We start from the raw sequence: 21,539 nt of genomic DNA, 5'->3' as shown, positions 1-21,539 counted from the left end.
GTTTGGCGAAGACTCGAAGTTCAGTACTTCGACCTTCCACGACCGATAGATTCCGCGGTATGGGTCCCGGCCTTCGCCGGGACGACACCGAGAAGGTCGCGCGAGAATCCGTCTACGGAGAGCGCTACCCTAATACGTAATCTTCGGCGGCAGCTTCTTGGCCTTGGCGATGATGTCGCCGACCGACTTCTCCGACGGCAGGATGCGGACCAGCTTCTTCTTCTCGTTGGCCTCGCGCATGCTCTGGGCGAGCCTTGCCGGATTTCGATAGGCGAGCTCGCGCACGGTGGTGACGCCGGCGGCGCGGACCAGGCCGACCTTGGCCCGGCCCATGCCGGGGATGCGCATGTAGTCGGACACGTTGGCCCATTCCAGCAGCAGCTGCTCGCTGATGCCGGTTTTGGCGGACAGCGCCTTGCGGCCCTTCACGGTCGAGGCGGCCTCGAGCAGCGCAGCGGTCGTGCGGATGCCCTGCGCCTTCAGCTTGTTGGCGGCAAAGGCAGGCAGGCCCTCAATCTCGGAGATCGGATATGTCATGATACTCGATATGAAAAGCGTCGCTCAGGCGAACTGGCTGAGGCCCGGCGTCCCCGCGATGATCTTGCCCATCTGATCCGCTCCGATTTTGTCTCGGCCGAAGCGGAAAAGTTCACGGGCAATGGTCTGAATCTCGGACATGCCGAGTCCCAGCCCCATCAGGCGCGTGCCAACGGCCATCAGGCCACCGCCCATCAGCCGCGACAGTCCGCCGCCGCTCTTGGACGCTTCGATTGCCGCTTCCGCTCCGGGAATCTGATTGATCAGGGCTTCGACGTTCTCGGAAGGGCCCTCGCTGCGGAGAAAGCCCAGGATAATGCCGACGGTTTTTTCGGCGACAGCACTATCTATGCTGGCGTTCGTCGCCAGCCGTCCGATCAGCTCGTCCATATGGCCTGCCCCTCAGCCGGTTCACATGCCGGAGTATTATTTTCAGAATGATCTTGAGCCGGTGCGATGTGAAATACAAGCGATGAACGCGACGAACGATCCGATTCACTCCCGAACGCGCGAAAAGTGTTGCAGCGATGCAAGAGCGGAGATGGAATCTGCAAGAAATTACCGCGGTGCGAACGCCTCGTTGCTACTTTCGGCCGATGTCGCCCCGCTTGTCTCCGGCAATGTCGCATGTTGGGGCACGTTGAACGGTTTTAATCGGCGCGCGACATGCGTTAAACTACGGAACTGGCGTATTTGGGTTTCAATACGCGAAACACGGCAGAGAGATCAGAGAGAATAATGACGGCACAGGACACCAAGCTCGGCGACACTGACGACAAGATCTTCGTCGGCAAGGGAGACGAGCAGGCATGGCTGACGCTGGCGCTGGCCAATCGCCACGGCCTCGTTACCGGTGCGACTGGAACCGGAAAGACGGTGTCGCTGCAAGTCATGGCGGAAGGATTTGCGCGCGCCGGTGTCCCGGTCTTCGCCGCCGACATCAAGGGCGATCTCTCCGGCATCTCCGAGGTCGGCGAGCCCAAGGACTTCATCGTCAAGCGCGCCTCCGAGATGGGGCTGAAATTCCAGCCCGACCAGTTCTCGACGGTGTTCTGGGACGTGTTCGGCGAGCAGGGCCACCCGGTGCGGGCAACCGTCACCGAGATGGGTCCGCTGCTGCTCGCGCGCATGCTCGACCTCAACGATGTGCAGGAAGGCGTGCTCAACGTCGCCTTCCGCGTCGCCGACGACAACGGGCTGACCCTCATCGACATGAAGGATCTGCGCGCGCTGCTCGATGCCATCGTGCCGGAGGCCGGCAAGAAGGGAGCGGATGCCGAGGACAGCCCGCTTGGCGACATCAAGAAGGAGGCGCAGGGGTTCGGCAACGTCACCAAGGCCACGGTCGGCACCATCCAGCGCCAGCTCCTGGTGCTGGAGAACCAGGGCGGCACCAAGTTCTTCGGTGAGCCGGCGCTGGCGCTGAAGGATTTCATGAAGACCGATCGCGACGGCCGCGGCATGGTCAACATCCTGGTCGCAGACAAGCTGCTGCAAAGCCCGCGGCTTTACGCGACATTCCTGTTGTGGATGCTGTCCGAGCTGTTCGAGGAGCTGCCCGAGGCCGGCGACCTGCCGAAGCCGAAGCTGGTGTTCTTCTTCGACGAAGCGCATCTGTTGTTCAACGACGCGCCCAAGGCGCTGATGGACAAGATCGAGCAGGTGGTGCGCCTGATCCGCTCCAAGGGGGTGGGCGTCTACTTCGTGACGCAGAACCCGATCGACGTGCCGGACCGCGTGCTCGGCCAGCTGGGCAACCGCGTGCAGCATGCGCTGCGCGCCTTCACCCCGCGCGACCAGAAGGCGGTTGCGGCCGCGGCCCAGACCTTCCGCCCCAACCCGAAGCTCGACACCGCCAAGGTGATCACGGAGCTCGGCAAGGGCGAGGCGCTGGTGTCCTTCCTCGAGGGCAACGGCACGCCGACGATGGTCGAGCGGGTGATGATCCGGCCGCCATCGGCCCGGATCGGGCCGATTACGCCGGAAGAGCGCAAGGCGATCATGGATGCAAGCCCGGTGAAGGGCAAATACGACACCGCCGTCGATGCCGAATCCGCCTACGAGATGCTTCAGAAGCGCATCGCCGGCACCGCGGCCACGGCCGACGGTCCGGCCGGCGAAAGCGGCGGCGGCATCCTCGGCCAGATCGGCTCGATCGTGGGCACCATTTTCGGCACCAACGTCAAGCGCGGCCGCCTTTCGACCGGCCAGGTCATTGCGCGCGACGTGACGCGATCGGTGACCAACCAGGTGATCGGCGGGCTGGCCGCCAATGTCGGCAAATCGATCGGCGGCCAGGTCGGCGGCTCGATCGGCCGCACCCTGGTCCGCGGTGCGCTCGGCGGGCTGCTGCGGAGATAGGCAAAAAGCCCGATTGGAAGCCATCCGCGGTCGAGCGCGGTCGCTTCACAGCGCGCACAATTTCAGGTGAGGGGCTCTCCAAGCCTTCCGCGGTCTGCTACGTCCTGTGCCTTCGCCGCACTGGACCATACTGTGACCTTGACCGACCCATTCCCCAAGCCTGATGCGCCGAGACGCCTGTCTCTGCGCGCGCCGCTGGACCTGCTCTTCCTGCTCTGCTGTGTCATCCTGACGGCCGACGTTCTCGTTCCGGAGATCTTCGGCCACGGCAAGACCAAGGACTACGGGCTGTGGTACTGGGCCGGGCAGCAGGTTCTGAACGGCGGGTCGCTCTATCCCGCCGACATCCGCTCGTATTTCGAATTCATCTATCCGCCGCTTCCTGCGATCCTGCTCGCGATCCCGAGCTGGTTCGGCAAGATCCCGCTCTACATCGTGCTGTCGATCCTGAATGTGCTGGCGTGGTGGTACACCGGGACATTGTCCAATGCGATGACCGGCTCGGGCCGCACGGCTGGCCCTTGGCTTGAGGCACTGCCGGCTTTCGTCACGGTGACCTTCGTGTTCGACATGTTCGATCTCGGCCAGCCGAACCTTCTGCTGCTGGCGATGATGCTCTATGGTTTCTGGAGCCTGCAGCATCAGCGAGCGTGGCTCGCAGGCTTCATGTTCGCGCTCGCCACCGCCATCAAGGTGTTTCCGATCGCGGTGCTGCCCTATCTGATGTGGCGGAGGAAGTGGGCGGCCGTCGCCGCGACGGTCGCCTTCACCGGCATCCTTCTCTACGTCGTGCCGGCCCCGATCCGCGGTTTCGAGCGCAACGCGGCCGAGCTTGCGACCTGGTATCATGGCATGATCGGCTCGAGCTCGGAAAAGGGTTTTGGCCAGCGCGACGAGCAGAACTGGTCGTGGGTCAACCAGTCCCTCATTGCGGTCACGCATCGGCTGGTCCGGCCGATCAACTACAATCAGGAAGACCCCAACAAGCCGCCGCGCACGATGAATGTCATCGACGTCGATTACAAGACGGCGAACTTGATCGTGCTGGCTGTCTCAGTCTTGCTCGGGCTCGGCTTCGTCGCGGTCATGCCACGGCAATCGCGGCGGACGGCGCGCTCGGATGCCGAGGAGCTCGGCATCCTGTTCTGCCTGATGACGGTGGCATCGCCGCTGGCGCGACAATACTACTTCATGTGGCTGTTCTTTCCGATGACTGTGCTGATGCATCGCGCCGCCTTCGACGAGCGGCCGAATGTGCGGCTGGGAACCTGGCTCGCGCTGGGCGCGGCCGGCATCCTCATGCTGCTGGCGCTGCCGTGGTTTCCCAATGTCATCCAGGCGTGGGGCAACAACTTTGCCGCCACGGCCATTCTTGCTGGTAGCCTTGCATGGCACATCCGGCATCCGCCAGTTGCTGCTGGCTCATAGCCTGCGACAGCGCTAAAAGCCAAGACACCCTAAGAAGACACACTAAGAAGACATCTTGAGATCAACAATCGGGAATCCGGCCATGGCCAATGCGCAGCTTCAATCCGTGCTCGACCACATCGACAAGGATTTTGACAACAGCCTGGAGCGTCTGTTCTCGCTGTTGCGGATCAAGTCGATCTCCGCCGATCCGGCCTTTGCCGCCGATTGCAAGGCGGCGGCCGAGCATCTCGCCAAGGACATCGCAAGCCTCGGTGTTGCGACCGAAGTGCGCCCGACCGCCGGCCATCCCGCGATCGTCGGCAAGACCGAGGCAGGCGGACGGCCGCATGTGATCTTCTACGGCCATTACGACGTGCAGCCGGTCGATCCGCTCGATCTCTGGCACCGTCCGCCGTTCGAGCCCGTGGTCACCGACCATGCCGACGGCCGCAAGATCATCGTCGCGCGCGGCGCCGAGGACGACAAGGGCCAGGTCATGACCTTCGTCGAAGCCTGCCGCGCCTGGAAGAAGGTGACGGGCTCGCTGCCGATCGACGTCACCTTCCTGATCGAAGGCGAGGAGGAGGTCGGCTCGAAGAATTTCGTGCCGTTCATCGAGGCCAACAAGGACGAGTTCAAGGCCGATTACGTGCTGGTCTGCGACACCGGCATGTGGGACCGCAACACGCCGGCGATCACGACCTCGCTGCGCGGCCTGCTCTATGAGGAGCTGAAGATCACCGCCGCCAATCGCGATCTGCATTCCGGCGTGTTCGGCGGCAGTGCGATGAATCCGATCCGGGTGCTCACCAAAATTCTCGGCGGCCTGTTCGACGACGACAACCGCATCACCATTCCCGGCTTCTATGACGGGGTGAAGGATCTGCCGCCGGACATCCTCGAGCAGTGGAAGAAGCTCAATTTGACGCCGGAGATGTTCTTGAAGCCGATCGGCCTGTCGATCCCGGCCGGCGAGAAGGGCCGGCTGCTGATCGAGCAGGCCTCCTCGCGTCCGACCTGCGACGTCAACGGCATCTGGGGCGGCTATATCGGCGAGGGCTCCAAGACGGTGATCCCGTCGCATGCTTCCGCCAAGGTTTCTTTCCGCCTCGTCGAAGGGCAGGATCCCGCAAAGATCCGCAAGGCCTTCCGCGACTATGTGACGGCACGCCTTCCCGGCGACTGCAAGGTCGAGTTCGGCGACCACTCCGCCGCGCCCGCGGTCGCGCTCGACTGGAACATGAAGCCGCTCGCCGCCGCCAGCAAGGCGTTGGCGGAGGAATGGGGCAAGGAGACCGTGCTGATGGGCTCCGGCGCCTCGATCCCGATCGTCGCCGACTTCAAGCGCACGCTTGGCCTGGACTCGCTGCTGGTCGGCTTCGGCCTCGACGACGACAACATCCACTCGCCGAACGAGAAGTACGACCTCCGCAGCTTCCAGAAAGGCATCCGCTCCTGGGCCCGCATTCTCGCCGCGCTGGCGGAGGTGAAGTGACCGCGTAGCGGTCATTCCGGGGCGCCTCGAAGAGGCGAACCCGGAATCTGGAGATTGTTACACGCGATTTTTCGTGCCGTAGGGTGGGCAAAGGCGCAACGCGCCGTGCCCACCATTCGTCCCGGATCGCGAGAGAAGACGTGGGCACGCTACGCTTTGCCCACCCTACGAGACCTCTCCTCGTCATTGCGAGCGCAGCGAAGCAATCCAGACTGTCTCCGCGGAGGGATTCTGGATTGCTTCGCTGCGCTCGCAATGACGGTGTCACAAATAAAAACGCCGCCCGGAATTGGGCGGCGTTTCATTCCAAAAGGCGTAGAGGTTCGTTGAGCGCTACCCTACACCAAATCTGGAAAATCTCAAGAGCGGTAGCCGGGATTGACGCGGTCGAGCTTGCGCAGCAGCGGCGGCCACACGAGGTTGTTCGCGCGGAGCTCGGCGCGGTCGCGATTGGCGAGCAGCTCGGTGTTCTTCTCGATCGCGATCTCCTCGACCGGATACACCGGCGTGCCCAGCGCCCGCGTGCGCACCTGCATCGAGCAGGCGCGCTCGAGGTGATACATGCGCTCGAAGGCGGAGGCGACCGAGCGGCCGACGGTCAGCGTGCCGTGGTTGCGCAGGAGCATGTGGTTGTGGTTGCCGAGGTCCTTCTGCAGCCGCGGCCGCTCGTCGTGGTCGAGCGCGATGCCTTCATAGTCGTGATAGGCGAGGTCGTGGGTGACGAGCTGGGCGGTCTGGTTCAGCGGCAGCAGCCCTTCGGCACTGCTCGACACCGCGGTGCCGTCGAGGGTGTGGAGATGCAGCACGCAGATCGCGTCCTCGCGCACCTCGTGGATCGCCGAATGGATGGTGAAGCCGGCCGGGTTGATGCTGTACTCGCTCTCGGAGAGCTGGTTGCCGTGCAGGTCGACCTTGACGAGGCTCGAGGCCGTGATCTCCTCGAACATCAGTCCGTAGGGGTTGATGAGGAAGTGATGGTCGGGACCGGGCACGCGCGCGGAGATGTGTGTATCGACCAGATCGTCCCAGCCGTACAGCGCGACGAGGCGATAGCAGGCGGCGAGGTTGACCCGTTGCTGCCACTCGGCCTCCGTCATGTTGGAGGGCACTTCCCTCAGGCGGGCTTCTGCTGGTGACATGGCAATTCTCTCCGAACCTCGTTGTTGCGGGAAGCGAGCCTAGACTTGGGTGAGGCCGGCGGCAAGGCGCCCAAAGCGCGGCAGTTCAGCGTAGCCCGCATGAGCGAAGCGATATGCGGGACGGCCGAAGGAGATCCCGGATGTCGCTCCGCTCATCCGGGCTACGAGACTGTCCCGGAAATCGGAACTGCAGGAGAAGAATCTTACGGCGCCGGGATCGAGAGCAGGCTGGAAATGCTGCGGCCGCGGATGTCGTAGACGCGGGCGAACACCACGTCGTCGCGCTTGATCTCGACCATGACGGGCGCGGTCAGGCCCTTGCAGTAGAACTCGCCGAGCGTCATGGCGAAATCGGCCGCATTGGAATCCCAGCCGATGGTGAAGTCGGGGCCGAGCGCGACCTGTGCCGGACGCTGCGGACCGCACACCGCGACCTTCCATTTGCGATTGACGGGCGGCACTTCCTGACGCTCGACCAGCTGCTCGCGCAGCTCGTCGGAGGCCTGCTTCAGCGCGAGGCCCCAATAGTCCAGCATGAAGCGGTCGTCGGCAGCGCGCACGGTACCGGCGATGTGGTTGAAGTGCGTGTACTGGTAGGGGTGCAGCCGGATCATCTCGGCGAGCGAGAGCGCGAGGCCAAAGCAGAAGGTCGCGAGCACGACCGGCTGCCAGGTGCGATGGTTGGCGCGCAGACGCTCCATCGCCCAGGCGAAGGCGACGCCGCCCAGCACCGCCATCGGCGGGATGACGAAGACGAAATGGCGGATGCCGTTGTAGAGCGCGGGCCGCTTCACCATCGCGATCACGAGCGGCAGGGTCGCGGCCAGCGTCAGCATCAGGAGAATGGTCTTGCGGCGTGCCGGAACCTCGCCGCGCGGCAGCAGCGCGAAGGTGCTGACCACGGCGCCGCCCATCAGCACCAGCATCACCTCGGGCAGCTGCAGCGCGAACAGCGTCGGCAGATAGGACCAGGGCATGTCGGGCACGGACACGATCGCGCCGTCGAACATCTCCTTCCACGGCTTTTCGAAGAAGTGCGAGAAGTAGGTCAGCGCCTCGAAGGGATTGCCGGGCTCCATGATCGACCACGGCCAGATCAGGCCCATCACGAGGTAGCCGAGCACGAGGCCGGGCAGCAGCACATAGACGACATGAGCGAAGCGGCGGACCGACTCGCGCAGGCCCTCGGTGCGCAGTTCCTCCAGGAACAGCGGGATGAAGCCGATCATGGCGTAGACCAGCGAAAGGCCGCCGAGAATGCGCGTGCCGAGCGCGAGGCCGGCCCCTAAGCCGACGATCAGGATCGTGCGCGGCGAAGGCTGCGGATATTCCTCGGCGAGCCGGACCAGGCCCAGCATCAGGATGATCATGGCCACCGCGAAGGGCGCATCCTTCGGGTTCATGAACATGTGGCCGTAGAAGATCGGGCACAGCGCGAGCAGCAGGAGCGAGGCAAGACCCGCAAGCGGGCCGCCGACGCGGCGGCCGAGCCGCCAGGTCACGGCAAGTCCGATCACCCCGACGATGGCTCCGACCAGACGGCGCGTCTCGAACAGCTCGAGCGGGAGCACCTTGTGCAAGAGGGCCGCGACCATGTCGAAGCCGCCGCCATACATGTAGAGATTGGCGAAGGAGAGCGCCGCGGTGTCCTTGAAGCCGGAACCGAACATGCGCAGCAGCAGGTCGGCATATTCAGCGTGGGTGTAATCGTCCCAGCCGAGCCCGTAGTCGCGGAACGTCAAGCCTGCAATCACGGCGACCGCGGCCAGCACCAGCATGGCGAGATCGTCGCAAGTCCGTTCGACCGAGCGCCGCAGAGGCGTGTCGATCGCCGAAGTCGTGATGGATGTCATGGCTATTGGTGACCCGGAATCCCCTCTTGGCCCTGCTGGTGCGCGCGGGCCACTTCCCCGGAATCCCTATAGCGCAGTTCCATTACCAAGTAATTGGGCATTATGGCTAAATTCCTGATGCGACGCAGCAAATCCTTGCAACCGGGAGCAGACTAGCAGTAGCGAGCCGTAGCTGAAGGGAATGTGAATAAGTCCCTGATTTCCTTCTCTTTAGGAACGCTGACCGCAATTCGCCGTTGGCGTGGAACGCCGTAAGACGGTATCGTGGCGTGACGGGTGTCGCGCGTGGATGCGCGGCCGGGGGTGAGTTCGATGACCTTGGCAATGTTGATCGTGGGGATTGTCGCCGTTGTGGCGGGGCTCCTTGCGATCCTGTTTGGCTTCACGGTCAGGGAATTCAGTCTCGGCAGTACTCTCATAATCTCGGGCACGATCGGCGTCTGCTCCGGGATGTTACTGGCGGGCCTCCATCTGGTGCTGCTGGAGCTGAAGGGCATCGCCCGCCGGCTCGCGGGCGCACCATCCGAGGTTCGGGTCAGGCCCGTGCTGCCGGGCCTCGCGGTGCCCGGCGCGCCTTCGCCCGAGCCGGTGCCTGCTCCGGCCATGCGTGGCGAGCCAATGCCCCCGCCATCGCCGGCGGCGCCGCCATGGCTAGGCGAAGCACCCGCGCGGGAGCGTCCGCGCGTCGAGTCGCCGCCGGAGCCGGTCACCCCGACGCCTCCCGCAGCTCCGGAACCGCCGCGCCGTCGCAACCTGATGTTCGCCTCGACCTCACGCAAGGAGCGCGAACGCGCCGAGGCCAAGGCCGCCGAGGGCGCGCCGCCGCCTGCGGAGTTCGCAGCGCCTGCCGCGCCGGATACCCCGCCTGCGAGCTTCGATGATGCCTGGCCGAAGCCGGATCGCATGCGCCCGCCGGAACCACCGGCCGCCGCACGCCGTCCGTCCCCGCCGCCGCGCTCGCCCTCGACCTTTGCCGAGGCTCCCCCGTCGCCTGCACCCGAGCCGGAGCCGGCGGTCGAGCAGCCGCCCGTGACGGTGCTCAAATCCGGCATCGTCGACGGCATGGCCTATTCGCTCTATTCCGACGGCTCGATCGAAGCGCAGATGCCGGAGGGCATGATGCGCTTTGCTTCGATCGACGAGTTGCGCGCGCATCTCGACCAGCGGTCCTGAGACCTGGGGTACGCAGGTCTGGCGCACGCAAGTAAAACGCGACCGTTCTTGTCACGTCGTCAGTCGTCAGCTCATATTCGCCAGTTGTCGTATTTTGGCCGAACGTATTGTTGACACGGAATACTTTGGCGTCGTCAATCCCGTGCGGCGCAACAGGGAAGGGGCAGGCCCATGTCGGATGCCGGGGCTAAGAATTTCATCGAGCTGACGGCGAGCATCGTGTCGGCCTATCTCGGCAACAACCCGACGCCGGCCGCAGAGATTCCGAACCTGATCAGCCAGGTGCATGGCGCCCTGGTGCGGGTTTCGACAGGGCGCACCGAGGCGGCGCCGCTCGAGCCGGCAAAGCCGGCGGTCTCGCTGAAGAAGTCGATCGCGCCCGATTATCTCGTCTGTCTCGAAGACGGCAAGCGCTTCAAGTCGCTGAAGCGCCATCTGCGCACTCAGTACAACATGACGCCGGAGCAATATCGCGAGAAATGGGGCCTGCCGGCCGACTATCCCATGGTCGCGCCGAACTACGCGGTGGCGCGCTCGCAGCTGGCCAAGCAGATGGGCCTGGGACAGCAGCAGCGGAAGAAGGGGAAGTAGTTCGAGCCGAGATCCCGTAGGGTGGGCAGAGGCGCTCTTGCGCCGTGCCCACGAATTCTCACCAATCACACATAAATGGTGGGCACGCTCCGCTTTGCCCACCCTACGGTAGTTTGCTGTGCGGTTCGGTACGTGCGCTCCTCACGATGACTGTCTAGGACGCCTCTGCGAGCGCCTCTTTCGCGTCGGTCTTGATGCGCTCGACCATCGAGCGCAGGCCGTTGGAGCGCTGCGGCGTCAGGTGATCGCGGAAGCCGAACTCGTTGAACACGGCGATCGCGTCGGTCGCGAGGATTTCCTGAGGCGTGCGGCCCGAATAGAGCGAGAGCACGATCGCGACCAGCCCGCGCACGATATGGGCGTCGCTGTCGCCGCGATATTTCAGGACCGGCGCGCCATTGCTGCGGTCGATCAGCTTCTGCAGCCAGACCTGGCTGACGCAGCCCTGCACCTTGTTCTCGGCAGAGTGCTCGGCCTCCGGCATGGGTTCCAAGGTGCGGCCGAGCTCGATGACGTACCGGTAGCGGTCGTCCCACTCGTCCAGAAGCTCGAAATTGTCCCTGATTTCGTCGATCGTCGTCATATTGGCCCACAGTTCCCGTTAAACCCAATATAGGGACGCGAAGCCGTGAAATCGATAGGGTTTGGGCCCTAATTCGCAGCCTGAGGACCGCGCCATTCCAGCGCGAGGTCGTCCTGGGTCAGGGTGTCGCGCGGCGCCTCGCGCGCTGCAAGATCGCCTTCGCCGGCCATCGCGATCGAGCCGGTATGGTCGGGCGCCTTCTTATGATCGTTCTTGGGGCCGTCGTTCTTGTCGTTGGTGATCTGCTCTCTCTTGTCGTTGATGATCTGGTAGATCTTCTTCGCACCGTCCTGCGCGCGCTGGCCGATGATGGTCGCGGCCTGGCCGCCGACCTCGCAGGCTGCCGGCTGTCGCTTGCAGAACTGGGTCACGTCGGAGACGGCCGCGGTCGCAGCCTGCACCGCATCGGCGGCGCCGATCTGCGGCAGCTTGTCCGATTCGGGCGTCTTGTCCCGCGGCAGGAGCACCAGCACCAGCCCGAGCCAGAATGTGATGCGGAGCAGAAAGCGCATCTTGTCGACCTGTACGTTAGATCCCGCCGCGGCGATCCCCGCGAGCGCCCGGACCTAGCAACTCTCGATAAATCGCAAGTGATTGCCTTGAGCTTAATTCGCGGAAAATTGACGCAAAAAACTTTGCAGGCCTCGGTCTCGTAAATTTTCCATTGATGCCGGGCCCCGTGGCCTTCCGGGGCCGTGCATCCACCAATTCGAAACCATGAGGAGAACGGTGAAACCCTGTGTTCACCATCCTCACCGAAGACGTCGTCAAATCGTCTAAAAAGCTCCGTGACGCCACGGTGTCCGGCCATGCGCCGTGCCGCCTTAGCACTCGTTTAAGGTCGCTCTGACACGGTGGCTCAACGACAAGGAGGCGTTCCGGCGCGTCTTCTCAAGACGATTGAGCCGAAGCGCGAGACCCGTGACAGTTTTGAGTATCATCCGCGATTGTCTCGATGCGCTGCTGCATCCCTCCGCGCGTTACGATGCGCTGACGCGAGCGCGCCATCGTGCCTTCATGGCGCCGCGGCTGCTGGGCAGCCTGGCAGCTTTTGCCGCATTCCCTGTCTATCTCGCCATGCGTGGCGCGCCGAGCGCGGTCGAGGTCGCGGCCTTTGCCTGGCTGATCGCGCCGATCATGCTGTCCTGGTTCCTGTCGCGCACCGGCCGCTACGAGGGCGCGCATGTGCTGTCGTCGCTGGCGCTCTCCGGCCTGATCATGGCTGTCGCGATCACGACGGGCGGCATTGAATCGTTTGCCGCGGTCTGGCTGGTGGTGGTTCCGCTCGAAGCCGCGCTGTCGGCCTCGCGGCGAGTCGCGGCCTTTGCCTCGCTGCTCGCGCTGTCCTGCGCCGGAATGCTGATCCTCGTCAGCCAGCTCGGCTGGCTGCCGGTGGAGGAGCCGAGCGCCGCGCAGCGCGGCCTGCTGATGGCGTTCGGCGTCGCCTCGGCTACTCTCTATGCTGCGGGCCTTGCCTTCGGTGCGGAATCGCTTGCGCGCACCAGCGTCGCGCTGCTGTCACGCGAGGAGGAGCGCTATCGCCTGCTCGCGCGCAACATGAGTGACGTCATCTCCCGGCATCAGCGCAACGGCGCGGTGCAGTTCATCTCGCCGGCCGCCGAGGCCATGCTCGGCATATCAGTCGCGCAACTGCACGGCCACGGCCTGTTCGATCGCGTCCATGTCGCCGACCGTCCGGCTTATCTCACCGCGCTGTCGGATGCCGCGCGCGGCGACGTGCGCAGCGTCGAGTTCCGGTTGCGGCGCGAGCCTGCCAGCTCGGAGCGCGGCCAGGTCGATTTCATCTGGGTCGAGATGCGTTGCCGGCCGCTCGATCAGGATCAGGGCCGCGATCCCGCCCGCGAGGCCGAGGTCGTCGCCGTGATGCGCGACGTCACCGATCGCAAGCATTCCGAACAGACGCTCGATCAGGCCCGCAGCGCGGCGGAAGCTGCCGATGCGGCCAAGACGCGCTTCCTCGCCACCATGAGCCACGAGCTGCGCACGCCGCTCAACGCCATCATCGGCTTCTCCGAGATGATCGCGCAGGAGCAGGCCCTGATGCTGGGTGCGGCCCAGCGCAAGGAATATGCCCAGCTCATCAACGATTCCGGCCAGCATCTGCTGTCGGTCGTCAACGGCATCCTCGACATGTCCAAGATGGAATCGGGGAATTTCGAGATTGCGTCTGAGCCGTTCGCGCCGCGCGCCTCGCTATTGCATTGCTGCAACCTTCTGGCGCTGAAGGCGCGGGAGAACGGCATCGATCTCGTCACCGATGCGCCGCAGGACCTGCCGGTCATGACCGGCGATCCCAGGGCCTTCAAGCAGATCGTGCTCAACCTCGTCGCCAACGCCATCAAGTTCACCGAGCGCGGCGGTCAGGTTTCCGTATCGGCCGCGGTGACCGGATCGCAGCTCACGCTGCGCATCAGCGATACCGGCGTCGGCATCGCGCCCGACGACCTCAAGCGCATCGGCGCGCCGTTCTTCCAGGCCGGCAAGACCTATCAGCGCCGTCACGAAGGCACCGGCCTTGGTCTTTCCATCGTCAAGAGTCTCGTGGCATTGCATCTCGGCGAATTGACGGTACAAAGCCGGCTCGGCGAGGGGACTGCCGTCACCGTCAAGCTGCCGCTCGTCTATACGCCGCCGCAAGCCAAACCGGTCGAGAGCAAGGTCACGACCTTGACGCCGGTGCCGCGCCAAGAACTTCAAAAAGAACTTCACAAAGAACTTCGCGAAGAACTCAACGATCAACGTCACGACCAACCTGCTCCGGTGAAGAAAAGTGCCTAAGAAGTCTGCCAAGGACGAAGCCGCTCCGCGCCGCCGTGGCGCCAAGGGTGGGGCTAAGGCTGCGGTCATCGATGTCGAGACCGAGCGCAACCTCGTGATGCGCGTGCTGCTGCACAGCCCGAAGGACACGATGGCCGGCCTCGTTGCCGTTGCCGCCATCGGCGCGATCGTTGCCAATGCGCTGTTCCTGCAGATCGGCCGGCATCCGGCGCCGATGTTCGGCACCGTGATCAATCTTCCCGCGCCGTCCTCGGTGCCGCTGTCGAATCCCATGCCGCGTCCGCGCCCGGTCGGCGCCGATACCTCGCCGCTCGAGCCGAAGGCGACGGAGTTTCGCGTCGAGCCCAGGCCGGCCGAGCGCGCTGCCGAGAAGCCGGCGGAGAAGCCGGTCGAGGCGACCGCATCGACGCCGCGCGCGGGCAATGATCCCATGACCAATCTGGTCAAGGCGACAACCTCGACGCCGCCGTCCGCGATCCGTCCGCCGGCGCCGATTCCGGCGCAGCAGAGCCCGGCCGCGCGGCGCATCGCCGGCGTGCAGCGCGCACTGTCCGAATACGGCTATGGCAATCTGAAGATCACGGGCACGATGGGCGGCGAGACCCAGTCCGCGATCCAGAAATTCGAGCGCGAGCACAAGATGCCGGTCACCGGCCAGGTCTCCGACCGCCTGCTGCGCGAGCTCGCCGCCGCAATCGGCCATCCCGTCGAATGATCGTCAGGCTTGCGCGCAAGGCTGGTGCTGATCGCGGCACTGGCCTATCGTCCTTGCCATGCGTTTGAAATCCAACATATGGGTCGCGGCCTATTTGCGCCGCTGCCAGACCGAGGGTGTGTTCGGCGCGGTGCGCCGTCGCGGCGCCGAGGAGGCGGGTGCGGTGTTCGTGAAAGTGTCGCTGCTCGACGGCCATGCGATGCTCTACGTGCCGGCGCCGCAGACCTCTTACGACGACGGCCGGCCGGTCGATCGCTTCTTCGTGCCGGTTGCGCAGCAGCCTCTGCCGGAGCACACGATCGAGGAGCGCCTGACCAAGGAGCTCCGGTTCGATCCGGATGCCTGGATCGTCGAGACCGAAGACCGCGCCGGGCGGCACTTTTTGGAATTGGCGAAGGCCTGACTGGCGCGATCGCCAATTATCTTTCGGCGAGCTCTGTCAGCTTTGCGCCGGCGATGCGAAAGAACCGCTTTTCCGGCAGCGCCTGTCCTCCGAGCATTTCATAGAACTGCTGAAGCCGCAGATCAGCCGCATCGACAGTCCAATCGATGCGGTCGTGGCCTTCTTGCCGGGCTATTGCCGCCAGGCGCGCCATGAGCTTCTGCCCCAGCCCGCTGCTGCGTCGATCGTGACGCACGTAGAGCTCCTTCAGGAAGAAGCCCGACGTCAAACCGGGGCCGGGATAGATCGCACTGAAGCACGCGAAGCCGGCGACGTGCTCGTTCTCGCAGGCCAGCAGGATTCGCGATCCTGTCGGCCTCGACCGCAGCCCGTCGATGATCAAGTCCCGCGCGGGACAGCGGGCGCGATAATGGGCCTGCATCTCGATCATCGCATCGGCGACGTCATCGAAATCGGCTTCGGTGATCTCCCTGAAAGCCGTCGGAGCAATTTGGCCCATGGTCTGTTGATCCGTCTGGTCGGTCGACATGCAGCCGCGTTTGCGGACGACGACGCTCCGCCTTTTGGACCAGCTTGTGCTCCGTGTCGAGCCGGATCGAGGCGGCGCTGCGGACTCTAGTGATCCGACGACCCGCCGGTGCCGGTCCGCGCCGCAGGCGCGGAGCCGGGCTGCACGCCCGGCCGCGTCTGGCTTGCGCCCGCGCGGGCGCGCTGGCGTTCGCCGTCATGCAGCGAGGACTGGTACTTTGCCCGCGTCACCGCGAGCGTCGAGCCGCGCCAGGCCGCCAGCATCACCAGCGCCGAGCGGTCGTCGAGGCGGTCGTAGAGCCGCGACAGCCGGTACACCTCGTTCACGGAATTGCCGATCTCCGGCTTGAAGAATAAGAGGATGCGCTGGAAGTTCGGGCTCGGCATGTCGAGCGCGCGCGCGGCGACCGCGAGCGCTTCGCCGCCGGGATCGTCGACGATCTGCGCTGCGACGCGCGAGGGCAGGATCAGGCTGTCGCCGAGCTCGAGGGTGAAATTGTCGACGTCGCCCGCGATCGCCGCCATCTCCAGGATCTGGATCGCGCGCTTGGCGCGCACGGTCGGAATCCGCGGCGCGGCTTTCAGCGGCGTCTGCGCCAGATTGTGCAGGATCAGCGCGCGCTCGGAGGCGCCGGCGCGGAAGAACATGTCGTGGATCTCGGCGGCGTCCTTCGGCTGCATCGCCAAGTTCGCGGCCATGCGCTGCTCGGCCTCGGTCGGGGCGCGGACCGGGGAGGGAGCCGGTGTGGGCGCGGGGATTTCGCGCGCGAGCGGAATCCGGCGGCCTTCCTGGGCGGCGACCAGCCCGAGCTTCTGCAGGACCGGGACGGGCGTCTGCGGATAGACCGCAAGCTTCGCCTTGATGGCCGCGCGCGTCGCATCGTCGACCTGGTCGATCAGCCGCGTCGCAAGCTCGATGAACTGACGCTGTTCGTCATCGCTGTGGACGCGTGTCTGGACATAGAGGTCGGTCAGCACGCGCAGCAGCGTCGGCCGAACATCGACGCCTTCGCGACGGGAGAGGCTCATCAGCCCGTCGAATCCGGGAAACAGCGACTTGGTCATGGAGGCGTACGCAACTCGGAGAAGATACTTGCGAGCCGAGCCTAGCGCAGGTTCCTTTAAAGGCTCGTTAAGGAAAACGAGGCGTGAAGCCGGCGCTGCAATTTGAAGCTTTCTCGTGCCGCAACGGGACGGCGCGGCCGGTCCGTGCGGTTACGGTCCAAAGGGCATGTTTACACCCCGTTAACCATGAGCTGATCTTAATGATCGCGATGTTGCAGGAGCGTATTTGATCGCGCGGCAATTGAGAGAGCTGACATGGGGACCATCATCGAATTTCCGGCCGGTCGCCGGGTAGGCTCGTCGGGAGACGTCACACCGCACGCGGACATGGGAACGATTCTGATCCTCCCGGTGATCCGCATCGAGCGCGAGAGCGACGAAACCAGCGGCGATCGCGGGCCGGAGCAGGGCACAGCGCCGGGGCGCCGCCGTCGCCGTCGCTGACAGTCAGGCTTTTGCAATGCCGGACCTCATTCGCCATATCCGGCCTTTCGTATCGGCCGCCTTGCTCGCGCTGCTCGCCGCGATGCTGGGCGCCTGTAGCGGCGGCGATTTCGGCCGCACCCGCGCTGACATGCGCAGCGACGACATGCATCGCTGGCTGGGCGCCGAGGCTACCTCCAGCGTCGGCCTGAGGCCTTCGCAATTCCAGCTCACCGACGAGGAACGCCAGCTTCGCGATCTCGCCTATCCCATGATCGAGCCGCCGCTGTCGCGCCCGGCCTGGAAGAGCGTGTTCGGCGACTACAAGCCGCTGCCCTCGCCCTGGCGCCAGAAGGTCGTGTTCGACCGCACCATGTACGGACGCACGCTGATCGACGAGCCGCACCGCTCGCACTCCTCGCGCTATGCGCAGTTGATCGAGGACGTCCGCAACGACATCACCCGCTTCGAGCCGTTCTTCGCCTCCGCGATCCGCGTCATCGATCTCGACAGGAAGCGCGATGCCAGCATGGCGCGCGTCTCGGCGCTCTCGCCGCGGGAGAGGGACGATGCGGTCGCGCGCATGCAGGAGAACTCGCTGATTGTGCAGTGGGTGCAGCAGTGCCTGGAGCAGCGCGTCTCGTCCTATCGCTGGGCCCTGGAGCGCCTGGTGATCCAGGCCCCCGACGGCATGGCGGCCGATGCCGACCGCCTGATCGGCGAGCTCGCCGCCCAGACCGCCAATCCGCCGGTCATGAGCCAGCCGCCTTACGGCCGGGCGGTCGTCTCGAAGGGCTGAGCGCACAAGCCTGCCGCCAGTCGCGCGCGGCCAACTGACCCCGCGGCTAATCGGCGCGATCAGCCTGGAGCCGCCGATCCCGGCGCGGTCCCTGGGACCTTAGGCCGGCCGCAGCCGCTCATCCTCCCGCAGTACTCCGGGAATCCCATCGATAGCGCTTGTCCTTCCGAGCCGTAGGGATAGGATTGGCTCGTTTATTCAAGTCATTTTGCCCAAAGGTCCTTTGAGATGAGCTTTGACGCCACGCGTCCGTTCAAGAGCCGTCTGCACGTTACCCCGCGTCACCTGCTGGCACTTGCCATTCTGCTTGGATCGACCGGTTCCGCAGCCGCGCTGACCATGGAGGCGGCGATCGAGCATTGCCGGATGACCGTCGGCAAGCCGAGCGTACAGGGCTGCATGCGCGCAGGCGGCGGGCCCGCAGGCGGCGCCAATCTGGAAGCTTGCCGCGCCAAGGCATCGCCTCAGGTCAGGGCCTGCGTGCAAGCGGCGCTGAATGCCGCCAATGGCCGTGCCAATGTCGCAGTCGAGATTCCGAAGGAAACGGCACCGAAGCTGGCAGTGGGTGCGGCTCTCCCGAAGGACTTCGTGGCGCCGCCGCGCAGCATCGCGGACATCACGGCGATTCTCGATGGCGACAAGCCCGACGAGAAGATGATCGCGGAATTGAAATCGGACGCCGACGCTGCGCCGACGGGGAAGGAGTCCCGTACCGATCTCGCCCAGTTCTATTTCGATCGCGCCAATGCGCGCGCGCAGCTTGGCCGGCTGGCCGAAGCCATCGCCGACGCCGACAAGGCTGTCGAGGTCGGCCGCGGCGCCGTCAGTCCGCAATTGTTGGGACGCATTTTCCAGCTCCAATCGCTGCAATATTCCCTTGCAGGCGATCCGAAGCGATCGCTCGAGATCATGCAACGGCTCTTGCGTGAATCGGCCAGCATGCCGGGTGCCAAGGGAATGCAGTTCAACACCAACCGCGCGGTCGCGTCCGTCCTCATCCAGATGGGCGATGTCGCACAGGCGGAAGCCTATCTGCGCCGCAGCCAGACTGCGATCCAGGAAGCGCGCACCAGCGGTCATCCCAATTGGCGGTCGTCCTACGCGAAGTTCGGCCAGAGCTGGGAAGGCGAGCTGGAAATGTCTCGCGCCCTGATCTTCGAGGCGCGCGGGCAGTTTGCCGACGCCGAGGCCGCCTATCGCACGGCCGAGCTGCGCAAGCGCGCAAGCACGAAGGCCATCATGGAGTCCGACAATCCGCCGGCGGAGACCATCCTGCTGCAAGCGATCGACGGCATCATCCTGAATCAGGCGCGCATGAAGGCGAGGCAGGGCAGGCTCGCCGAGGCCGAGATCGACGCGCGCCGCGCGCTGCTCTCGCGCCTAAAGGACACCGGCAAGTACAACCCAGTCACGCCGCGTTTCGTGATGGGCCTCGCGGGCATCCTGGTCGACCAGGGCCGTTATGAGGAGGCCGAGAAGCTCGGCCGCGTCGCCATCGAGATCAACAAGACGGTGGGGGTGCCGGAGGAGTCGCACGCGACGGTGCAATTGCTGTCGCAGCTCGCCGGCATTCTGACGCTTCGCCGCAAGAACGCCGAAGCGAGCGGGATGTTCGCTCGGATCGACAAGGCCGTTGCCGGTTGGGAGCCGCAGCGCCGCCAGGTGTTCGAGCTCAATCCGTCCCGCATCCTCTCGCTCTACGGTTCCGGCCAATTGGACGCAGGCATCGCGGCGGCCGAGCAACTCGTGAAGAAGCAGATCGCCCGGGTCGGTGAAAATCATTTCGATGCCGCTTCGGCGCGCGGCACTCTGGCGGTCGGATTGATGCGCGCCCGGCGCGATGCCGACGCGATCCGCGAGTTCAAGGCCGCCATTCCGGTCATGATGGCGAGTGCCAACGAAAACGCCGACGACGAGAACACGACCGTGGTGGCCGCGCGCACCCAGCGGCTGCAGACCATCGTCGAAAGCTATCTGCTGCTGCTCGCCCGGGAAGGAGGTGGCAAGGACGTCGGCGAAGAGACCTTCAGCCTGGCGGACGCCGTCCGCGGCCGCTCGGTGCAGCAGGCGCTGGCGGCCTCGAGTGCGCGTGCGGCGGCAAAGGATCCTGCGCTCGCCGAGCTCGTGCGCAAGGAGCAGGATCTGACCAAGCAGGTCAACGCCCAGCTCGGCACGCTCAACAACGTGCTCGCGCTTCCCGCGGCGGAACGCGACGAAAAGGGCGTTCAGCAAATCCAGGCCTCGATCGCGGCCTTGCGCGGGCAACGCGACAAGGCGCGCCAGGAGATCAAGCAGAAGTTCCCGATCTACGCCGATCTGGTCTCGCCCAAGCCGCCGAGCGTCGCCGAGATTCGTGCGACCCTGGCCGATGACGAGGCCATGCTGTCGTTCTATTTCGGCCAGAATGGCAGCTTCGTCTGGGCCGTGCCGAAGTCGGGGCCGGTGGCGTTCGCCGCCGTCCAGGCCAGGATCGGCGACATCGAGACGAAGATCCGCAAGCTGCGCGAAGCGCTCGAGCCGCAGGCTGCGATGATCTCGGACATTCCGCCATTCGATCTGAAGCTCGGCCATGAGCTCTACCAGCTGTTGCTCAGGCCGGTCGAGAACGGCTGGAAGCCGGCCAGGAAGCTGATCGTCGTGACCAACGGCGCGCTGGGACTGCTGCCGTTGTCGTTGCTGCCGACGGCACCGGCGGAGGTGGCCGCGGACGAGGATCCACTCTTCATCGGTTATCGGAGCGTGCCGTGGCTGGCGCGAACCCATGCCGTGTCGACCGTGCCGTCGGCGGCGGCGCTGCGCACGCTGCGGCAGTTGCCGCCGGGCAAGCCCGGACGCGGCGACCTCGTCGCCTTCGGCGATCCCTATTTCAACAGGGATCAGCAGGCCGAGGCGGAAAGCGGCGGAGACAGGATCCAGGTCGCCGATGCCGGCGGCAACGTCACGCGCGGCGGACCGCTGAAGCGGCGCAACAGTCCGAAGCTGGAAGGCGTCGACAGCGCCGAGCTCGGATTGCTGCCCCGGCTTCCCGACACTGCGGACGAGTTGAAATCGATCGCGCTGGCGTTGCAGGCAGACCCTTCGAAGGTGCTGTTTCTCGGCAAGAGTGCAACCGAGAGCGCGGTGAAGACGATGAACCTGTCCGGATTCAGGATCCTCGCTTTCGCCACCCATGGTCTGGTCCCCGGCGAGCTGAACGGACTGACGCAGCCGGCGCTCGCTTTGTCCTCACCGGCCGTGACGGGCGAGGACGGCGACGGCCTCCTGACCATGGAGGAGATCCTCGGCCTCAAGCTGGATGCGGACTGGGTCGTCCTGTCGGCCTGCAACACCGGCGCCGGCGCCGGCGCGGGGGCCGAGGCGGCCTCCGGACTCGGCCGTGCGTTCTTCTACGCCGGCACGCGCGCGCTACTGGTGACGAACTGGTCGGTGCATTCGCAGTCGGCTCGGCAATTGGTGACCGACCTGTTCAAGCGGCAGGCCGACGATCCGAAGCTGTCGCGCAGCGAAGCGCTGCGCCAGGCGGCGATGGCGCTGGTCGATGGTCCCGGCTACCTCAACAGCGAGGGCAAGACCGAGTTTGCCTATGCGCATCCGCTGTTCTGGGCGCCGTACACGATCATCGGCGATGGCGGCTTGCGTTGACGGGTGGCGAGGGAAGGGGGGCA

General features: G+C 65.1%; 19 protein-coding genes. 11 read left to right on the top strand and 8 right to left on the bottom strand.

Features of this window, described 5'->3' with window-relative positions:
- Positions 1–129: 129 nt before the first annotated feature.
- Together JQ592_RS02045 and JQ592_RS02040 are read right to left on the bottom strand one after the other, a co-directional pair.
- Positions 130–537 carry a DUF4332 domain-containing protein gene (locus JQ592_RS02045; RefSeq protein WP_211401243.1) on the bottom strand — a complete coding sequence of 136 codons (408 nt, stop codon included), beginning with the start codon at positions 535–537 and terminating at the stop codon, positions 130–132.
- Between the two features lie 24 nt (positions 538–561).
- Complete coding sequence (locus JQ592_RS02040) at positions 562–927, bottom strand: DUF2267 domain-containing protein (RefSeq protein WP_211401242.1); 366 nt, start codon at positions 925–927, stop codon at positions 562–564.
- Positions 928–1,275: 348 nt separating this feature from the next.
- Here JQ592_RS02040 and JQ592_RS02035 point away from each other — a divergent pair, with 348 nt between their 5' ends.
- The 3 genes from JQ592_RS02035 (at position 1,276) to JQ592_RS02025 (ending at position 5,803) form a co-directional block, all read left to right on the top strand.
- Entirely contained in the window at positions 1,276–2,898 is a 1,623-nt protein-coding gene (locus JQ592_RS02035) for a helicase HerA-like domain-containing protein (RefSeq protein WP_211401241.1), read from the top strand.
- Between the two features lie 132 nt (positions 2,899–3,030).
- Positions 3,031–4,326: a glycosyltransferase family 87 protein gene (locus tag JQ592_RS02030; protein ID WP_433996393.1), complete on the top strand. Its 1,296-nt coding sequence runs from the start codon at positions 3,031–3,033 to the stop codon at positions 4,324–4,326.
- Between the two features lie 82 nt (positions 4,327–4,408).
- Positions 4,409–5,803, top strand: coding sequence for a M20/M25/M40 family metallo-hydrolase (locus tag JQ592_RS02025; RefSeq protein WP_211401240.1), 1,395 nt, complete (start codon positions 4,409–4,411; stop codon positions 5,801–5,803).
- A 359-nt stretch (positions 5,804–6,162) separates the two neighbouring features.
- On the opposite strand, the gene JQ592_RS02020 is transcribed toward JQ592_RS02025, so the two are convergent.
- Positions 6,163–6,942, bottom strand: coding sequence for a class II aldolase/adducin family protein (locus JQ592_RS02020; RefSeq protein ID WP_183240984.1), 780 nt, complete (start codon positions 6,940–6,942; stop codon positions 6,163–6,165).
- 203 nt (positions 6,943–7,145) lie between these two features.
- A complete protein-coding gene (locus JQ592_RS02015) occupies positions 7,146–8,795 on the bottom strand; it encodes an ArnT family glycosyltransferase (RefSeq protein ID WP_211401239.1) in 1,650 nt (549 codons plus the stop codon).
- A 312-nt stretch (positions 8,796–9,107) separates the two neighbouring features.
- Here JQ592_RS02015 and JQ592_RS02010 point away from each other — a divergent pair, with 312 nt between their 5' ends.
- Together JQ592_RS02010 and JQ592_RS02005 are read left to right on the top strand one after the other, a co-directional pair.
- A complete protein-coding gene (locus JQ592_RS02010) occupies positions 9,108–9,968 on the top strand; it encodes a DUF308 domain-containing protein (RefSeq protein ID WP_211401238.1) in 861 nt (286 codons plus the stop codon).
- A 171-nt stretch (positions 9,969–10,139) separates the two neighbouring features.
- Positions 10,140–10,559 carry a MucR family transcriptional regulator gene (locus JQ592_RS02005; RefSeq protein ID WP_063690921.1) on the top strand — a complete coding sequence of 140 codons (420 nt, stop codon included), beginning with the start codon at positions 10,140–10,142 and terminating at the stop codon, positions 10,557–10,559.
- A gap of 154 nt (positions 10,560–10,713) precedes the next feature.
- On the opposite strand, the gene JQ592_RS02000 is transcribed toward JQ592_RS02005, so the two are convergent.
- Positions 10,714–11,142: a SufE family protein gene (locus tag JQ592_RS02000; protein ID WP_183240989.1), complete on the bottom strand. Its 429-nt coding sequence runs from the start codon at positions 11,140–11,142 to the stop codon at positions 10,714–10,716.
- Between the two features lie 68 nt (positions 11,143–11,210).
- Positions 11,211–11,654 (bottom strand): DUF5330 domain-containing protein, encoded by a 444-nt coding sequence (locus JQ592_RS01995; RefSeq protein WP_211401237.1) that lies wholly within the window; start codon positions 11,652–11,654, stop codon positions 11,211–11,213.
- Positions 11,655–12,063: 409 nt separating this feature from the next.
- Between JQ592_RS01995 and JQ592_RS01990 the strand changes: the two genes are divergently transcribed.
- From JQ592_RS01990 to JQ592_RS01980, 3 genes are read left to right on the top strand one after another with little or no spacing between them, the layout of a single operon-like run.
- Complete coding sequence (locus tag JQ592_RS01990; RefSeq protein ID WP_211401236.1) at positions 12,064–13,941, top strand: PAS domain-containing sensor histidine kinase; 1,878 nt, start codon at positions 12,064–12,066, stop codon at positions 13,939–13,941.
- On the top strand, positions 13,934–14,656 hold the full coding sequence (locus JQ592_RS01985) for a peptidoglycan-binding domain-containing protein (protein WP_211401235.1): 723 nt from the start codon (positions 13,934–13,936) through the stop codon (positions 14,654–14,656). The genes JQ592_RS01990 and JQ592_RS01985 overlap by 8 nt, the downstream gene beginning before the upstream one ends.
- Before the next feature lie 58 nt (positions 14,657–14,714).
- Complete coding sequence (locus tag JQ592_RS01980) at positions 14,715–15,059, top strand: DUF1491 family protein (protein ID WP_211401234.1); 345 nt, start codon at positions 14,715–14,717, stop codon at positions 15,057–15,059.
- 16 nt (positions 15,060–15,075) lie between these two features.
- Here JQ592_RS01980 and JQ592_RS01975 read toward each other — a convergent pair whose 3' ends face one another.
- Positions 15,076–15,588 (bottom strand): N-acetyltransferase family protein, encoded by a 513-nt coding sequence (locus JQ592_RS01975; RefSeq protein WP_433996392.1) that lies wholly within the window; start codon positions 15,586–15,588, stop codon positions 15,076–15,078.
- An 86-nt stretch (positions 15,589–15,674) separates the two neighbouring features.
- Positions 15,675–16,652 (bottom strand): DUF2336 domain-containing protein, encoded by a 978-nt coding sequence (locus JQ592_RS01970; RefSeq protein WP_211401233.1) that lies wholly within the window; start codon positions 16,650–16,652, stop codon positions 15,675–15,677.
- Positions 16,653–16,907: 255 nt separating this feature from the next.
- Here JQ592_RS01970 and JQ592_RS01965 point away from each other — a divergent pair, with 255 nt between their 5' ends.
- The 3 genes from JQ592_RS01965 to JQ592_RS01955 all read left to right on the top strand — a co-directional run bounded on the left by JQ592_RS01965 (position 16,908) and on the right by JQ592_RS01955 (position 21,516).
- The gene (locus JQ592_RS01965) at positions 16,908–17,096 is read left to right on the top strand and encodes a hypothetical protein (RefSeq protein WP_018647854.1); all 189 of its coding nucleotides are present in this window, start codon (positions 16,908–16,910) and stop codon (positions 17,094–17,096) included.
- Between the two features lie 16 nt (positions 17,097–17,112).
- The gene (locus JQ592_RS01960; protein WP_211401232.1) at positions 17,113–17,874 is read left to right on the top strand and encodes a hypothetical protein; all 762 of its coding nucleotides are present in this window, start codon (positions 17,113–17,115) and stop codon (positions 17,872–17,874) included.
- Positions 17,875–18,102: 228 nt separating this feature from the next.
- Positions 18,103–21,516, top strand: a complete 3,414-nt coding sequence (locus JQ592_RS01955; protein ID WP_211401231.1) for a CHAT domain-containing tetratricopeptide repeat protein — start codon at positions 18,103–18,105, stop codon at positions 21,514–21,516.
- Positions 21,517–21,539 lie beyond the last annotated feature (23 nt).

The sequence above is a fragment of the Bradyrhizobium iriomotense genome (genome assembly GCF_018129405.1).
Lineage (GTDB): Bacteria > Pseudomonadota > Alphaproteobacteria > Rhizobiales > Xanthobacteraceae > Bradyrhizobium > Bradyrhizobium iriomotense_B.
This window is presented reverse-complemented; position numbering and strand designations above follow the sequence as displayed.

Coding starts and splice junctions, on each gene's coding strand:
- JQ592_RS02045 (WP_211401243.1), bottom strand. CDS start 537: ATGACATATCCGATCTCCGAGATTGAGGGCCTGCCTGCCTTTGCCGCC.
- JQ592_RS02040 (WP_211401242.1), bottom strand. CDS start 927: ATGGACGAGCTGATCGGACGGCTGGCGACGAACGCCAGCATAGATAGT.
- JQ592_RS02035 (WP_211401241.1), top strand. CDS start 1,276: ATGACGGCACAGGACACCAAGCTCGGCGACACTGACGACAAGATCTTC.
- JQ592_RS02025 (WP_211401240.1), top strand. CDS start 4,409: ATGGCCAATGCGCAGCTTCAATCCGTGCTCGACCACATCGACAAGGAT.
- JQ592_RS02020 (WP_183240984.1), bottom strand. CDS start 6,942: ATGTCACCAGCAGAAGCCCGCCTGAGGGAAGTGCCCTCCAACATGACG.
- JQ592_RS02015 (WP_211401239.1), bottom strand. CDS start 8,795: ATGACATCCATCACGACTTCGGCGATCGACACGCCTCTGCGGCGCTCG.
- JQ592_RS02010 (WP_211401238.1), top strand. CDS start 9,108: ATGACCTTGGCAATGTTGATCGTGGGGATTGTCGCCGTTGTGGCGGGG.
- JQ592_RS02005 (WP_063690921.1), top strand. CDS start 10,140: ATGTCGGATGCCGGGGCTAAGAATTTCATCGAGCTGACGGCGAGCATC.
- JQ592_RS02000 (WP_183240989.1), bottom strand. CDS start 11,142: ATGACGACGATCGACGAAATCAGGGACAATTTCGAGCTTCTGGACGAG.
- JQ592_RS01995 (WP_211401237.1), bottom strand. CDS start 11,654: ATGCGCTTTCTGCTCCGCATCACATTCTGGCTCGGGCTGGTGCTGGTG.
- JQ592_RS01980 (WP_211401234.1), top strand. CDS start 14,715: ATGCGTTTGAAATCCAACATATGGGTCGCGGCCTATTTGCGCCGCTGC.
- JQ592_RS01975 (WP_433996392.1), bottom strand. CDS start 15,588: ATGTCGACCGACCAGACGGATCAACAGACCATGGGCCAAATTGCTCCG.
- JQ592_RS01970 (WP_211401233.1), bottom strand. CDS start 16,652: ATGACCAAGTCGCTGTTTCCCGGATTCGACGGGCTGATGAGCCTCTCC.
- JQ592_RS01965 (WP_018647854.1), top strand. CDS start 16,908: ATGGGGACCATCATCGAATTTCCGGCCGGTCGCCGGGTAGGCTCGTCG.
- JQ592_RS01960 (WP_211401232.1), top strand. CDS start 17,113: ATGCCGGACCTCATTCGCCATATCCGGCCTTTCGTATCGGCCGCCTTG.
- JQ592_RS01955 (WP_211401231.1), top strand. CDS start 18,103: ATGAGCTTTGACGCCACGCGTCCGTTCAAGAGCCGTCTGCACGTTACC.